At 46.2% G+C, this 15778-nt stretch carries 17 protein-coding genes; all 17 read right to left on the minus strand.

The window, feature by feature from the left end:
* Positions 1-47: 47 nt before the first annotated feature.
* Complete coding sequence (locus AB4329_RS19090) at positions 48-1271, minus strand: beta-ketoacyl-ACP synthase (protein ID WP_017062286.1); 1224 nt, start codon at positions 1269-1271, stop codon at positions 48-50.
* Positions 1268-1993: a 3-ketoacyl-ACP reductase FabG2 gene (locus AB4329_RS19095; RefSeq protein ID WP_017062285.1), complete on the minus strand. Its 726-nt coding sequence runs from the start codon at positions 1991-1993 to the stop codon at positions 1268-1270. Before AB4329_RS19095 ends, AB4329_RS19090 begins: the two co-directional genes overlap by 4 nt.
* Entirely contained in the window at positions 1990-2454 is a 465-nt protein-coding gene (locus tag AB4329_RS19100; protein WP_017062284.1) for a hotdog family protein, read from the minus strand. The genes AB4329_RS19095 and AB4329_RS19100 overlap by 4 nt, the downstream gene beginning before the upstream one ends.
* Positions 2447-3646 (minus strand): beta-ketoacyl-[acyl-carrier-protein] synthase family protein, encoded by a 1200-nt coding sequence (locus AB4329_RS19105; protein ID WP_372139037.1) that lies wholly within the window; start codon positions 3644-3646, stop codon positions 2447-2449. The genes AB4329_RS19100 and AB4329_RS19105 overlap by 8 nt, the downstream gene beginning before the upstream one ends.
* A 5-nt stretch (positions 3647-3651) precedes the next feature.
* On the minus strand, positions 3652-4275 hold the full coding sequence (locus AB4329_RS19110) for a DUF3261 domain-containing protein (RefSeq protein ID WP_372139039.1): 624 nt from the start codon (positions 4273-4275) through the stop codon (positions 3652-3654).
* Positions 4272-6644: an MMPL family transporter gene (locus AB4329_RS19115; protein WP_372139041.1), complete on the minus strand. Its 2373-nt coding sequence runs from the start codon at positions 6642-6644 to the stop codon at positions 4272-4274. Before AB4329_RS19115 ends, AB4329_RS19110 begins: the two co-directional genes overlap by 4 nt.
* Entirely contained in the window at positions 6616-7314 is a 699-nt protein-coding gene (locus tag AB4329_RS19120; protein ID WP_372074562.1) for an outer membrane lipoprotein carrier protein LolA, read from the minus strand. Before AB4329_RS19120 ends, AB4329_RS19115 begins: the two co-directional genes overlap by 29 nt.
* Complete coding sequence (locus tag AB4329_RS19125) at positions 7301-7804, minus strand: acyl-CoA thioesterase (RefSeq protein ID WP_371714131.1); 504 nt, start codon at positions 7802-7804, stop codon at positions 7301-7303. Before AB4329_RS19125 ends, AB4329_RS19120 begins: the two co-directional genes overlap by 14 nt.
* A gap of 74 nt (positions 7805-7878) precedes the next feature.
* On the minus strand, positions 7879-9426 hold the full coding sequence (gene hutH / locus AB4329_RS19130; protein WP_372074560.1) for a histidine ammonia-lyase: 1548 nt from the start codon (positions 9424-9426) through the stop codon (positions 7879-7881).
* Positions 9404-11206: a glycosyltransferase gene (locus tag AB4329_RS19135; RefSeq protein ID WP_372139043.1), complete on the minus strand. Its 1803-nt coding sequence runs from the start codon at positions 11204-11206 to the stop codon at positions 9404-9406. Before AB4329_RS19135 ends, hutH begins: the two co-directional genes overlap by 23 nt.
* Positions 11199-11561 (minus strand): 3-hydroxyacyl-ACP dehydratase, encoded by a 363-nt coding sequence (locus AB4329_RS19140; protein WP_146492334.1) that lies wholly within the window; start codon positions 11559-11561, stop codon positions 11199-11201. Before AB4329_RS19140 ends, AB4329_RS19135 begins: the two co-directional genes overlap by 8 nt.
* An 88-nt stretch (positions 11562-11649) precedes the next feature.
* Positions 11650-13038, minus strand: a complete 1389-nt coding sequence (locus AB4329_RS19145; protein WP_372139044.1) for an AMP-binding protein — start codon at positions 13036-13038, stop codon at positions 11650-11652.
* Positions 13039-13044: 6 nt separating this feature from the next.
* A complete protein-coding gene (locus tag AB4329_RS19150; RefSeq protein ID WP_372139046.1) occupies positions 13045-13602 on the minus strand; it encodes a septation protein IspZ in 558 nt (185 codons plus the stop codon).
* The gene (locus AB4329_RS19155) at positions 13602-13859 is read right to left on the minus strand and encodes an acyl carrier protein (RefSeq protein ID WP_371714134.1); all 258 of its coding nucleotides are present in this window, start codon (positions 13857-13859) and stop codon (positions 13602-13604) included. The genes AB4329_RS19150 and AB4329_RS19155 overlap by 1 nt, the downstream gene beginning before the upstream one ends.
* Before the next feature lie 10 nt (positions 13860-13869).
* Positions 13870-14130, minus strand: a complete 261-nt coding sequence (locus AB4329_RS19160) for a phosphopantetheine-binding protein (protein ID WP_004736154.1) — start codon at positions 14128-14130, stop codon at positions 13870-13872.
* Between the two features lie 105 nt (positions 14131-14235).
* Positions 14236-15006: a 1-acyl-sn-glycerol-3-phosphate acyltransferase gene (locus tag AB4329_RS19165; protein WP_048661930.1), complete on the minus strand. Its 771-nt coding sequence runs from the start codon at positions 15004-15006 to the stop codon at positions 14236-14238.
* Positions 15006-15752: a beta-ketoacyl synthase chain length factor gene (locus AB4329_RS19170; RefSeq protein ID WP_372139048.1), complete on the minus strand. Its 747-nt coding sequence runs from the start codon at positions 15750-15752 to the stop codon at positions 15006-15008. Before AB4329_RS19170 ends, AB4329_RS19165 begins: the two co-directional genes overlap by 1 nt.
* Positions 15753-15778: the final 26 nt, after the last annotated feature.

Genomic DNA, 15778 nt, shown 5'->3' on the forward strand with positions numbered 1-15778 from the left:
ATCCGCGATGAACCTTTTTATTTACTTAGCGTTTTATGTAGCTAAGCTTAGACTTTCTTGAAGATGATAGAGGTGTTGATTCCACCAAAAGCAAAGTTGTTGCTCATCAAGTATTCAACATCCAATTCGCGACCTGAGCCCGTGATGTAATCGAGCTTGCCGCACTGTTCATCGACATTCTTAAGGTTTAGGGTTGGGCTGAACCAACCGCTATGCATCATCTCTAGGCTGAGCCACGCTTCAATTGCACCACATGCACCAAGCGTATGGCCAAAGTAACTCTTAAGAGAGCTGATTGGTACTTCACCAAAGATATTCGCTGTCGCGTTACTCTCTGCAATATCACCTTTTTCAGTCGCAGTACCGTGCGCAGAAACATAGCCAATCTTCTCAGCTGGAAGTTGTGCGTCTCTCAATGCTTTCTCCATACAGATTTGCATGGTTTCCATCTGAGGTTGAGTCACATGAGCCGCATCACAGTTGCTCGCAAAACCTATGATTTCTGCGTAGATCTTTGCGCCACGAGCAACAGCATGTTCGTACTCTTCAAGGATCAGGGTTCCAGCGCCTTCGCCGATAACCAAGCCATCACGCTCGCTGTCGTATGGGCTAGGGGATTTCTTGGGTGTGTCGTTTTTTAAACTGGTAGCGAAAAGGGTATCGAAAACGGCAGACTCAGTTGGGCATAACTCTTCACCACCACCGGCAACCATTACGGTTTGGTAACCATGCTTGATCGCTTCATAGGCGTAACCAATGGCTTGGCTTCCTGAAGTACAGGCGCTGCTGGTGGGAATCACGCGGCCACGCAGACCAAAGAACAGACCTACGTTTACCGCGGCTGTGTGTGGCATCATTTGAACGTAAGTGGTTGCTGTGATTGCTCGTGTCGACTTCTCGTTCAGCATTACTCCGAAAGCACCAACCGCATCGGTACTGCCAGTTGAAGAGCCGTAAGCGATACCAGTTTCGCCATTGGTCAATACATCGTGACCAATTAAGCCGGCTTGCTCCAATGCATTCTCAGTCGCAACGGTAGCTAGGCGTGATACACGGCCCATGCCACGCACTTGCTTACGCTTGTAGTGTTTAGGCAGTTGGAAGTCATCAATAGGCGCGGCAAGTTTTGTGTTGAGACCATCATATTGCTCGAAGCTTGGCATATATTGAGTCGCATTTTCACAGGCCTTTAGCTTAGGCTCTATCTGTTGCCAGTCGTTACCAAAAGCAGTAACACCAGACATTCCAGTTACAACAACGCGGCGGGTCATACTAAGCCTCCATTTACTGAAATCACTTGGCGAGTTACGTAGCCTGCAATATCAGACATTAGGTAGCTGACTAGGCCGGCTACTTCTTCCGGCTCACCCATACGGCGCAGTGGTACTTGAGGAAGTGCATGATCTTTCACGTGCTCGTCAACCATACCTGTGTCAATTAAGCCAGGAGCGACACAGTTTACCGTGATCTTGCGTTTTGCGAGTTCTAGAGCAAGAGACTTAGTTGCGCCAATCACCCCCGCTTTTGCTGCAGCATAGTTAGTTTGACCACGGTTACCCATAATGCCGGATACCGACGCTAGAGTGACGATACGGCCACCTTTACGCTTTTGAACCATAGGCATTACACAAGGGTGAAGTACGTTGTAGAAGCTATCTAGGTTGGTATGGATCACACCATCCCACTCTTCTTCCGTCATCGCGGGGAATGCAGTGTCACGAGTAATGCCCGCGTTGTTCACTACACCATAGTAAGCACCATGTTCAGCGATATCAGACTCAAGCTTTTCGCGACACTCGCTTCGTTTGCTGATATCAAATTGAATAAGACGTCCAGCGCCACCCAGTTCGGTGATCGACTTTAGCGTCTCTTCAGCACCTTGCTTGTCACCCATGTAATGAACGGCGATTTCAAACCCGTCTTTCGCGAGTTGAATAGCGATCGCTTTACCAATACCTTTACTGGCACCAGTGACTAAAACCTGACGGCTCATGATGGGCTCCTAGTTTTCATTTCTTGTAATTTTTGTTCGGTCGGCACGTAGACGTTGAGTTGGCATTGAGCCACTAACTCACCTCGGTCTTCGACTCTTGCGGTAAACACAGCCATACCGCTGTCTTCCATCATCTGTTCGGCGTAGATATCAAGGGTCTGACCTTGAGTAAACTCATCACACAGTGATTTATAGCGACGAGAGCCGAGTAAGAATCCGATTGGGGGCGTGGTGCCGTTTTTAAGTGCGTGATATCCAGACCATGCCGCTACAGACTGCGCCATAAACTCGATTCCAACATATGCTGGTACCGTTTGAGATTCGGCGTCAAAGAACAGATTATGGTCACCAATATCGACCTGACAGTGGATCGACAACGCCTCTACGCTGATAGCACGATCGATTAATATCATCGGATCATCGTGAGGGAGAAGTTGGTCTACAGAAGGGATATCAGTCATTTACTACACCAAAAATCAGGCTAATGTTGTTGCCACCAAAAGCAAACGAGTTGCTTAAGATGTTCTTTGCTTTAAGTTTCTGTGAACAGTTTACCAAATCAATCTCAATATCTTCAGCTTTATCCTGACATTTTTGTAAGGGAAGCGGTAAGTCATATTTCAAAATATGCCACGCAATTGCAGCCTCAATCGCACTTGCTGCGCCTAGAGTATGCCCGGTCAGCGGTTTGGTAGAACTGACGGGAACCTTGTTTGCAAAAATACGATAAATGGCTTTGCTTTCCATTGAATCATTGAGTGGCGTTGCGGTGCCATGGGCATTGATATAACCGATCTCTTCTGCTTGTAATTCAGCAGAATCTAACGCTTTTCTCATCGCTTCTTCCGCGCCATTTCCTTCTGGGTGGGGCGCTGAAATATGGTGTGCGTCGGAGCTGTCACCACAGCCTAATAGGGCAATGTTTGACGTGCCTTGCGTTGTCTTAACTCTGGTTGGGATGGTCTTGCTGAGCAACATAAACGCCGCTGCTTCTCCGATGTTGATGCCATCACGAGAGGCGCTAAACGGCTTACAATGTGTTGTTGAGAGTGCTTCTAGGCCATGGAAACCATTCAGCGTTAGCTTACACAAAGTATCGACGCCGCCTACTAGCACTGCATCTGCCATTCCAGAATCTAACAAACGTTGAGCGGTAAGAAATACGCGGCCGCTGGATGAACAGGCGGTCGAGATCGCGTAGCTCGGGCCGGTTAATGAGCAGTATTGGCTAACGAACTCGGAAGTGTTCCCTAGCTCTTGTTTTGAGTAGTGATAATGCTCGGGAAAAGAACCTTGGTCGAGTTTGTGCTTAAAAGCGGCCTCACCGTCCGATATCCCAGAGGTGCTGGTGCCGATAACTACGGCAACGCGCTCGGCGCCAAATTGTAATTTTGCTTGCTCAATAGAATCTTTGATTTGATTAAGAGCCGATAATGCCAGTTGATTGTTGCGAGTGGCGTATTGCGCGAGAGTGGATGGAATCTCTGGCAGTTCACTCGCGATTTTGCCAACGACAGTGTGCTTACCGTCGTTGAGCGTATCGCTTACTTCAACCATGTTTGGTTCACGCTCGCCTTTGAGACAGCCATGAATGTCAGCAATACTTGAGCCTAGCGCTGAGTGGAAACCACAGTCTTGGATATAAATAGGCATAGTGTTTAGCTCTTACTTGGGTTAGCGACAATCGTTGAGTTCAACGTTTGTATGGTGATGGTGTAGCCTTGGATCAGATGCTTGAAAACAATCTCTCCAGAGATCTTTGGTTCGCCGACTTTTACTTGGTATTCAATACGAATGATGGCTTGCTGGTTGTCGTCAAAAACGGTTCTTGTTTTGTCGGTATCGACTAGGTGCCAACCTATGTTTTGTAAAGGTTGAGCCCAGGCTTCAGCCGGCCATAGGGTCAACATTAAATTGAATAGCACCTGTTCGGGCTGTGGCAAAGTTGCGCCAAGCCCAGACAAAACCTGCGTATCAATCACTTGATTTTGGTATTGCAGTGATAAGATGCGAGTACCCCAAGAAGAAAAACCAGCCAAAACCACTTTATCCGCTGTCACTTCGACTTGAACGGGAAGTTGCTGCGTGTCGGTTTCCCACGTAGCGCTGATGAGCTGACTGGCCGTGAGGGAGTATCCCAGTTCAGCTGGTAATGGTAGTGCTAGCTCAGTGTCATTGTTGATAGACACACTCGCGCCTGTAGGTTGCTGAGAAACCATCGAGCATGCACTGAGCAGAATACCCACTAGCGTGGCGAAGGTTACCTTTAATGTCTTGATCATCTAAAAGCCTCTCGAGAGATTGGTCGTTCTACGCTTTTGCCACTGTTGATCGCGAGTGGAGAAAGTAGCCAAGCGACAAAAATCCCTGTCAGAACCGTCACCCCGAAGCTATGAATAGCGTGAGTCTGACTCAGCGACAGTAAGCCAAACGAAAGCAGCGTCGTGAGGCCGGATAAACTAATAGCGAGCAAGGTACTGAGCGATTTTTTCTGTTCGGCAAAGAATAAGGTGTAGTCGATGCCAATCCCTAAAATCAGAATCAAGCCTAGCAGATTAAACAGGTTCAATGTTGAACCTAAAATGCCCGTGACCGCTAAACCAGCGACTCCGGCAATTAATGAAGGCAACAGCATTAATAGGCTTTGCTTCACACCGTAGCGCCAACCTAACACCATTCCAATAGCGGCCAAAGCTATCAATAATAGCTCGGTGATCTTGACTCTATATTCCGCAAATAGAGCGGAGATTTCATCGGCTTTATTGAGGTATTTAACACCTTGCTGCTGAGCAAAGCTTGAATCAAACCATTGAGAGAACAGTTCTGAATTTGTGACGTCTTTGATCAAAATGACTGACGCTGCTTGTCCGTCTATCGGCTTTAACCAAAGTGGTCGAACAGGTTCTGACACTGGTGATTCTAAAAATCCAGATACCGTGATTGCTTCGAACTTAGGTAATTCTGGAAAGCTAGGCCAACCAAGCGTGTTCTGTAAGATATGGCTTTGCTGGCTGTAGAGTTGTTCAACCAATTGATAGTTATCATGTTGTTCTTGTTTGCTTAACAATTGTTGGTTGATGCTGCGATATCCGGAGATACCTTGGCTATCGACCAAAGAATCTAAGCTCGTGGTGATCTCAGCCAGTTTTTTTAGCAGTTTTTGGTCGCTCTTGGCGGTCACCAGCAGCATATTTTGACCGCTGCCTAATCCTGAGATATCAGTAATGGCTTGCTCTTGCTGTTTGAGTTGATCTGGCATCGCTTGAAGTTGACGAATATCGTCGTCGTAGCGAATTTGGCTGAGTGATATCAAACTAACGACAGTCACTATTAATGGTAAGCCAATTCTAAATTTTTGGTTGCTCCAGAGGCTTAACCAAGTATGCCAAAGCTTCGATAAGGGAAGAGGTCGTTCTTGGCTTGGTTTTGCCGCTAAAACCGGATACCAACACACCACACTGGCGTAAGCTGCGATCAGTCCAATCGACGAAAAAAGAGCAAGTTGCTGTAAACCTGGGAAAGGTGCCACCAACAGACCTAGGTAGCCAATCAAGCTGGTGATCAGACCCAAGGTGATCGCAACGATAATATGTTTCAACCCTTTGTCGCTTCGCCATAGATTACCAGCCGCCAAACGATCGGTTAGGTAATGGAAAGAGTAGTCGATGGATACGCCAATTAAGCTGGCACCGAACACCAAACTAAACAGGTGAACCTTGCCGAAGATAGCGACGGTGCTTGCCAACGCAACCAACAATCCAGTACTGATGGAAAGTAAGGATAAGGCAAGTGGTAGGGCACTACGAAACGTCAGCCACACCAATAAAATTACACCTGCCAATGAGCCCAAACCAATGGTACTGATTTCTGATTTCGCGCTTTCGGTACCGTAATTGGCGTAGAACACCACACCGGTATGCTGCACTTTGACACCAAACTGCTTTTCGAGCTTGCGCTCAATTGAATCAAGACCTGGAAGTTGCTCTTGAATCGCCAAACTATAAGGCGAACCCGCCAGAGTCGCCGTCACCAAAATATGAGTTTGCTCATTAGATTGAGCGGTGAGATAGCCCTCTTTTAGAACAAAGTTACTTGATTGAACGCCAACAGCACTGATGTAGTCGCGAAATAACAAGAATGGGTCGAGAGATAGCTCTGCTGCAGTGACGCCTGAGAACGGATTGTACAGAGACTGAATGACATATTGAGCTCGCGAATCCGGCGAGTGTGTCAGCGTCTCTTTTTGTTGTTGAGTTAGAAGTTGAGCTCGGTGACGAAAATAGAAATCGCTCCATTGGCTTTGCGTGCTGGCGTTGATCTTGCCTTGAACTTGCTTAAACAGAGTTGGCTGATTTGAGAAAGATCTTTGGTTGAGGGCTTTTTCAAAAGCGTCAGTCGCTGTCATGGCTTGTTCGATGGCGGAGGCACTTATGATAAACACCACTTGCTCGCTCATCGAGCTGGATATCTGCTGAAAGGCTTGTTCTACCATGGGGTCTTGCTGGTTTTCAGGCAGCAATTTCATGATGTTGCTTTCAATGGGTACTGACGAAGAAAAAGCGAATTGTTTGATCAACAATCCGCTAAACAGTATTACGACAACAAGCCAAGCAAGGGCTAGGCTAGAATTGGAATTGTTGCGCTTCAGCATCTGATAATACTTCCGGTAGATGGCTTAACTGGCTAAATTCGATCACTGTGCTGTCCCCACGAACTTCTCTAAGTTCGATACGTTCAATGTCACCTTGTCCTTGCAGTGTGATAGCTTCAAACACCGCGTTCATTGGCGCATTCTTTGGCTTTAGAGTGAGTGTCCATCGTGTGTCTTGTGAACTTGAGTTTGCACTTTCATCAGAATTTTTCGCAGTCGCTGGTTCAAATGACAGTGAGAATTGCTCTTGAAGTTTTTGCGTGTCCCCGTGAAACACCGACAGGAATATATGGCTGAAATAAAATGCCATTGGGTTTTCTTTATCGGTGATGATCTTAGCGGGTTGATCGGCAAACCTTTGGCTCAGTTTGTTATCCGTGAGCACTAAGCTCACAGGAAAGGGGGTCGCTTGTGTCCAAAGCAAACCATTCGACTTGTCTAACAGGAAAGTACCTTGTGATGTTAGAGGTTGGGCGAACATTTCCATGTTGCGCGTTTGAGTGAACTGACCACGAACGATACTATTTTCGCTGAGCACCGTCTGCAGCTCTGAAATAGAACTGACAGCAGCAGAGTTTTCTTTGGCGCTTACAAGGCCGCTTGCCATCATCGCAGTAAGTCCAATTAGCGCGATATTGATGTATTTGCGGCTGCGTTTAAACAGATTCATGATTCACCTGCTGTGGGCTAGTGGCCTGAGATTGATGCCCATTGGCTAGAGGTAAGCAACCAAACTGGTGCCAGTGTTCGATTTTATCGGTAAATACTTTTGGCGAAGCGAAGCACATCTCTTGTTCATCGATGGTTACCGCAACCTGCATAGTGTGAGCGCGTGTCATACGAGCACCTGTGTTGGCATCGTGAATCTCGTAGTCAACGCGCAGACGGTTTTCCCACTCGGTTAACTTAGCCGATACTTTGATCTGGTGATTGAAAGGTATCGCCTTAATGTATTTCACGCGTGTATCGATGATCGGCCACATGTAGCCCGAATCCTTCATCTCATGGTAGTTATACTCAATCTTATCCATCATGATACGTCTTACTTCTTCAAAGAATCGGAAGTAGTTGCCGTGATAGATCACGCCCATCGGGTCGGCATCTTGGAATGAGGTGATAAGCGTCACCTCAGATTGTAATGGATGAAGGATTTCAGACATAAATCGCTCTCAACAATATTGCGTAAAGGGTTAGCCAACTTTATGAGGTTGGCTACTCTATGAGGTTAGCTACTCTATGAGTAAAGTGACCAGTGCTGACTTTGAATACGATCAATGAAGTGGCGTAGATCGCCTTCAAGTGGTCGATCTTCTACGATAAATTCAAACTCTTTGAGTACTTCGTCTCGAATGTGCTTTAGGTTTTCACTCATGTGGTGCTCATCAAGCTCATTGTGGCGTTTACGAAGCTCAAGCGCTTGTGTTCCCGCCAGAAGTGACGCTGCCGCTACTTGTTCAGTCAGTTCAAGAACGCGCAAGCAGTCACGAGCCGCAATGGTACCCATGCTGACTTTGTCTTGGTTGTGACACTCGGTTGAACGAGAGAATACGCTTGCTGGCATGGTGTGTTTCAATGCTTCTGCTGTCCAAGCTGAAACGCCGATCTGTACCGCTTTGAAGCCATGGTTAATTGGTTTACGTTCGCCTTCAGCACCGGTTAGGTTAAATGGCAGACCGTTGTTGAACTTGTAATCCATCAGCTGTGCCATTTGACGATCAAGCAGATCTGCAAGGTTAGCTACCGCTGTTTTTAGCGTATCCATCGCCATTGCGATATGACCACCGTAGAAGTGTCCACCATGCAGTACACGCTCATTGTCGCCATCGATAATTGGGTTGTCGTTAGCGCTGTTGAGCTCGTTTTCGATCATTTGGCGTAGCCAAGGTAGAGAGTCTTGAACCACACCGATAACGTGCGGAGCACAACGCAATGAGTAACGATCTTGCAGACGGTCACTGTTGCGAGGTGGGCGATCCGCTTGCAGATCGTCACGTAACCATGCTGCAATTTGTTGTTGGCCTGGGTGAGGCTTCACTGCGAACAGTGCTTCGTCGAAGTGGAAGTCGTTGCCCTGCATCCCTACAGACACCATTGCTGTAATTTTTGTTGATAGCTGAGCTAGGTATTCCGCACGTTTGTAGGCGATACAAGCTAATGCTGTCATTACCGAAGTGCCATTCATCAATGCCAAGCCTTCTTTTGGCTTTAGTTTGATAGGGTTAATGCCTAGTTCTTTATAAACATCACTGGTTGGGCGTACTTCACCTTTATAGATAACATCACGCTCACCGATCAGTGCTGCAGCTAGATAAGATAGAGGCGTTAGATCGCCACTAGCACCGACAGAGCCTTCTTGAGGAATACGCGGTGAGATATCTTGGTTGATGAGAGTGACGATCTGATTGAGAAGATCGTGAGTCACACCAGACACACCTTGTGACAATGAACAAAGACGTGTCGCTAATACAGCACGAGCTTGCTCATGAGACAGTATTTCGCCTAATCCACAGCCGTGAAAGCGCGTTAGATGCAGTGGCAGTTCGTCAACTAGGTTCGGCGGAATTGCAACGGTACATGAATCACCGTAGCCAGTGGTTACGCCATAGATCACGCCTTCTTCTTTTAATAGACGTTCTAAAAAAGCGACACCGAGGTCGATCTTAGATGTGAACTCATTACTTGAGTTCATCGAGGCTTTTGCGCCTTGTGAAATAGCGACAACATCCTCAATCGTGAGGCGTTCGGCACCAAAAGTGATGCTATTTGGATTCTTTTTCGTCATGGTGCTGGTTGCTCAATGTCCAAAAGTTAAAAAAGTTGTACCACTGAAGCGGTGCTTGCAGTGTGTAGTGCTGAAGTCGGTCTGCGTATTTCTGCACGACTTGCTGTAAAGATTGTTCGCGAGTCTTTCTTGGTAGCTCGATTTTGTCGCTAAAATGCTCGAAATAGACATTAAAATGCGGCTTAGATTGTGAGTCGTCACGTAGGCCAAACAGTAAAAATACGGGTGCTTTTAGCACAGAGGCTAACATAAATGGACCTTGAGGGAATGGAGCTTCCTTACCTAAGAACTCAGCCCATACTGAGCGGCTCTCTTTGCTGGTGGAAGTTCTATCGCCAACAATTACGATCCATTCTCCTTGCTCCAACTTCTGTTGTAATAAGATAGCCGTATCTGGCCCCATTGATGTCACTTGAATCAGGTTTAAATCAGACTGCGGGTTAACTGCTTTCATTACTGAATTAAAACGTTCAGCGTGCTCAGTGAAAACCAGAGCGTTGATTTTAATGTTCGAGTGTCTGCGACCCAAAGCTCGGCACAGCTCAATATTGCCAAGGTGAGATCCAAGGATTAGCACACCTTGCTTATTTGCCACCATGCTCTCGAACTGGTCTTGGCCATGAATAGTCAGGTTATCTGCCGAGAAATCACCTTTCCATGCCGCGAGCTTGTCGAGCATCGTATGGCCAAATGAAAGCAGATGGTTGTAACTGGTTAGTTCTCCGGGGAGCTCAATATTTTGCTGTTCCGCATAGGCTTTTAATTGGAATAGATATTGTTCGGAAGCGTTTCGCGCACGCTGGCCCGTCAAGTGGTAGTAACGCATCACACCACGCAGAATGAGGTTGAACACACCGCGACCTAACAAGGTATAAATGGCTAATAACAGCTTAATGCCTAATACTGTGCCGCGTTCTTGAGTGCGGGACCAGTGTGGTTGTTCAGAAGCTTGCGGCTCTGAATCAGTCGATAAATTTGGGTTATTATCAGCTGAATCGGATTTGAAATGGCGAGCAATCAGTTTTGGTGCTCTTGGTAGCATGCCGAAGAATAGACGTGTATGCATCCAACTGATTTTGACGTTATCCCACAACGCATCGAAATGAGAGATGCCGTTCTCAGGATAGATAACGCGCGTTTCAACGAAGTCTATGTCGCAACCTTCCCAATACAGGCGAACCAAAATCTCGATATCGAAGTCCATTCTCGAACCAACATCGTACTTATTCAACACAGTTTGAGTTTGGTTGATAGGATACGCTCTAAAGCCACACATGCTGTCTTTAATTGATAAAGAAAGGGTTTCTATCCATACCCAGATATGTGTCGCGTAGCGCCCATAGAGCCTTGCTTTGGGTACGCTGTCGTCGTAGATAGGCTGGCCTGATATCAGACGTTGTGGCTTAGCTTGTGAGGCCTCAATCAATGTTGGCAAGGCTTCCAGGTCGTGTTGCCCATCAGCATCTATCTGAATAGCGTGGCTAAAGCCTAGTTGCTGCGCTCGCTTGATGCCAGCCTTTACTGCGCCGCCTTTGCCTTGATTCTGTTCAAGCGTCACCAAAGTCACGTGTGAGTTTTCCGCTAGAGGAGTCAGAAACTGTTTGGTCGCGAGCTCACTGCCATCGTCAACGATGATGATCGGCAACTCAAAATGATGGAGTGACGACACCACTTCAGGCATGGTTACGCCATGGTTAAAGCACGGGATAAGGAAGCAAGCATTATAGCTGCTTTCTTTTGTTTGGTGCTGAGAAGTAGCCTCGACGGGAGTGCTATTCACTTTTCTCTCCCAGCTTCATTTTGCCTGAAGAGTGGGTCTGTTCACCGCTGTTTGAGGTGTAACTGAAGCTCAGCTTATTTTTGTCAGCATCCCATTTGAGTGATAGCTGAATTGTAGCGTCAGGCAGGATAGGCTCTTGGAACTTGATGACTTCCATGCCTTTAAAGAAACCAGGGACGTTTAGCTCTTGGACAGCGTAATGAAGTGCCCAATCAATTTGTGTGACGCCCGGTAGAATTGGGAAGCTCTTGAAGTGTCCCTTAAAATCGGTGATATCTCCGCTAACATTAAGTGTCAGGGTCGATTCATTTTCTACAGTGTCTACCGCAATGACGGTTGGTTTTCTATTATCCATAGGGCGTGCTTAGAATCCTTGGGCAAATATTGGTTCTTTGACAAAAATATAAAAAGATAATCTCAGTGTAAAATACGATCAGCGTTTTCTATGATTTTATTAGCTGTTCTATGTGAGATGTTAATCGCTTACCTTGGCTGTTGAGGGGAATCTCATCGACAACACGGTACTTTCTTGGGATAGCGATTGGCTCTAACCACTTTCTTAGCTCTGTGCGCAGCATCAGCCAGAATTTACCTTTACTCATAGTTGATAGAGTGGCTTGGCCTTCATCTGATAATACCAAAACCGACGCCAAGATTAAGCGTTCAGGCTCTTCAAATGGAATCACCACGCATTCACTTATCCAAGGCAGTTGCTCTAGTCGTTTTTCGACTTCAACCAGTGATACTCGTTTTTCTTCTATCTTGATCACTCGGTCGGTCCGGCCTTTCAATACAAATTGATTATCCGAGACCATTTCGCACTCATCGGCGGTTTGATACCAGTTGTTTTTGTCGATGTACGGCGACAATAACTTAATGCAACTCTCACTGTTGAGACTAGCCTCAATACAGTCAAAAAGTTGCCAAGGGGTTTGAGCGCTCTCTTGTTGGCGAAAGGCGATGCCACCGGTCTCTGTGCTGCCAAATACCTCGATAGGTAAATGTCCTAGTAGATCTCGTGACTGGTGAGCCGACTCGGTAGGCAATGGGCCACCTGAAGAGAAGATTCCTGCAAGTTGTACCTTGTTGGTCTCATGCTTTAATCGCTTGAGTAGCGCAGGGCTGCTGATCAGAACACAGTTTTTATTGGCATGAGACAGAATTTGTTCTGGGTACTCAAGGTTGTTTCGAGCAAATGGCACACCAGAACAGAGCGGCCATAAGATTCTAAACAGCAGGCCATAGATGTGTTGGTGGGAAACGGTGCTTTGGATTCGGTTTCCCTTGAGTAAAGCATCCCAGTTCTTGTGTAACTGAGCCGTTTCAATATCTAGGTGTTCTAACGTTTTATCTATCGCTTTTGGCGTGCCACTTGAACCTGAAGTGAACAGAGTTAATGGGACTGTTGCCAAATCAATGGTCGTAAGATTCTCGGTTAGAGGTTTTTGTGCTTCAGTGTTTGAATCCAATAAGGTTTGGATATTACGAACGTCATTCACCTCAACTTCGCCAATCGAGTTATCAACTAGCAGGCAATCAAACTGCTTACTTAACTCAGCAAGCGCACATGGCTGGTAGTTGCCCGGTAAGATGATGTGTTTGTTGGCTGCTGTACATGCCAAAAAGGCCACCGCAAATAGGTAGCTGTCTTGGGTACAAATCGCGATTCGTTGAAAAGGGGATAAAGACAAAAATTGTACGAGTTGAGATAAGTCGTCGTTAAATGTTTGCCACGTAATCTCGCTATTGTCGTCAAAGCAGACAATAGATTCAGGGGCTCTGTCCTGGCTAAGAAGCTCAGACAACGAGGTGTAAGATACGGTTTGGGTCATAACAATTTAACTCTGACGAATGCGCTGTCTTACTACCCACTCTCCTGCAAAGAGTAACCCTGCAAACAGATAGCTGAGTAAGCCATTGTATAGGGTCCATACTTCTAGCGGTTGGGAGCAGGTGTAAAGGGCAATAGAGCCATTGATAACAAAGAACAAGCACCACACTTTGGTGACTTTTCGTGTGTAATCAACGCCACTTTGCGGAAGTTCAGGCTCTTGAAGGCGAGCAAGACGTTCGATAATCGTTTGTGGTTGCCATAGGCTCGAAGCGAATACAACCAGCATACAAACATTAACGATAACGGGATAATAGGTTAGCCAGCCGTGTTGCTTAAAGGCTAAGCCTAAAGCCAGCAGAACAATACCGGCACTTCCACTGATCCAAGCTAGGTGTTTTAGCTCTTTGATTTTAGCCTGACCGCCGGTGAAAATGCGTACAGCAAAGATAGCGGCTAAGGCAATACCAACGGTTTGTAAGCCAAACTTGTTGAGTCCAAAGTAAACCGCTATTGGATAAGTGAAAAGTATAATTGCCGACAGTAAAGTCAGCAGAGGACGCATTAGGCGTCCTTCAATAGTTCAACCACAGATTCGACAACGTCATTAACGGTGCGCACTGCTTTGAACTCTTCAGGTTTGATCTTCTTACCTGTTACGTTCTGTAGGTGAACGACCAAATCAACGGCATCAATGCTGTCTAGGTCTAGATCAAGATAGAGATGAGCTTCAGGGGTGATATCTTCAGCATTAAGCTCGAACAGCTCAATAAGCGCATCTTTAACCTGGTTGTATACTTCTTGTTGGTTAGCTTGTGTCATAAAGATCTGTCTAGTTATTCGTTTGAGAAGAGATGTAGTTCGCTAGATTTTCAACTGACGCAAAGTGCTGTCGAGTGTTTGAATCATCTGCATCGATAACAATGTTGTACTTTTTCTTGATAGCAAGGCCAAGCTCAAGGGCATCGATAGAGTCTAGTCCAAGTCCATCACCAAATAGTGGAGCTTCCGTTTCAATCTCATCAATGCTCATGTCTTCAAGGTTCAATGCGTCGATGATCAGTTGTTTCAGTTCGTTGTGTAATGTTTCCACTTTGGCCTACTTAATGCTTTATCTGAATGCTGCTTTAAGGGGGCGATTCTACATTATATGGGGTATTTTCGAAATGCCGATATCGCCTGTTATGTTATTGATACGCTAAATGTTTTCTTCGGAAGGGAAAATTGTTTGTGCAAGATGATGATTAAGGCGCCTTGCTGCCGAAGTTAAATTATTTGAGCCTTCAATAAATGGTTCGACTTCTATTTTACCTTTCACCGCGACATGAAAAAAGGGCTTCGACGCAGGAACTTGATACCATTTTTTCTCTTTCGTTAAGAATGTCGGAGAAACCGTAATATGAATCACGCGTAAATCGGTTTGTGTTCGAGTCGCGATTTGTGCCGCCCCACGCTGTAAGGATGGTTCAATTCCTGGCGTTGTGCGAGTTCCTTCGGGAAAAATCAGCAGGACATTGCCACGTGAGAAGCGTTCTTCACAGCGCTCTAAAAGATCGTCAGGGGCTTGGTTCGGTATATAACCTGCCGCTTTGACAATCCTTTTCATAAAAGGGTTTTCCCAAATGGCCGCTTTGACGAGGCAATCACATTGAGGAAGTTGGGAGGCGATCAGCACATAGTCAATCAAACTTGGGTGGTTGGCGACGATAATGCAGTTACGGTCGTTACGCAGTAGTTCTGCACCATCAATTCGGTAATCGATTGCTCCGGTGAACTTCATGATCTGGCAAAACGCATTGAATGAGAAACGGATTAATCGCTGTGCTTTAAGCTCTCTTTTAATGGTATTGGGAGTGGTTAGCGCGATAGTCGGTAAGATTAAGAAGCTCAATACTAAGCCACCCAAACCAAAGATGGTAAAGCAGAGGCCTGTCGCGAATACTCGCCAATACTGGTCTACTCTGCTCATTACGCTGTACCTGTCTCGGTGTTATTTACCCAAGACCAAGTTTGGTGCTTGCCAGCAATAGCCCACTTATTTGTACCTAATAAGATATGTTGGAGCGTTTGTAACCCTTGTGGTAACACGGAAGATGCTTGGTTGGTCTCTACTATCCTAGTAATAGAGTATTCACTGCCAGCGGTGAGCACTAAGCCCAGCGCATAATCAGCAAAGTTCTGTGTTTCGTACTCTTGGTAGAGCTCGGGCAGAGGTTGGTCGAAATCGATAACTAACACTCGATGCGACGGATATTGATGAAGGTAAAGATAAGCTTCGATCAGAGCGTTATGGAAAGTATCTTGCCCTGCGGCTATTGAAGTCAGTGGAATCGGTGCTTTGGCGGCAATGGTGGTTAGACCGGCTGCGGTATTATGTACCGACTGCGAGAACGCCATTGGTGAGGCATCGTCACCTTCTAATATTGATTGAATTAAAGTCGCGGTTCGGTGTAGCTCACCATGTCGGCTGGCAAACACTAGATAATCAATAGAGGTGTCTTTCAAAAGGGTTAATGCGGTTTGGACGGCCAATTTGCTTTGCATACTCATTCGGCGGCGCATCATTGGAGGGATGGCTTTAAATTCAGTTGAGCCATCTTGAGGCCAGTCTAAATTAGTGCTCCACGCTTGCCATTCTGCAACGGAATTGAGACCGGTCGAATTTGCAGACCATTTCTCAATATTAAACGACATTAATTGGGATTGATTTGACATAGAGTATTGATTTGCTTTGAGTCTAA

Source organism: Vibrio sp. 10N.261.54.A5 (genome assembly GCF_041471145.1).
Classification (GTDB): Bacteria; Pseudomonadota; Gammaproteobacteria; order Enterobacterales; family Vibrionaceae; genus Vibrio; species Vibrio crassostreae_C.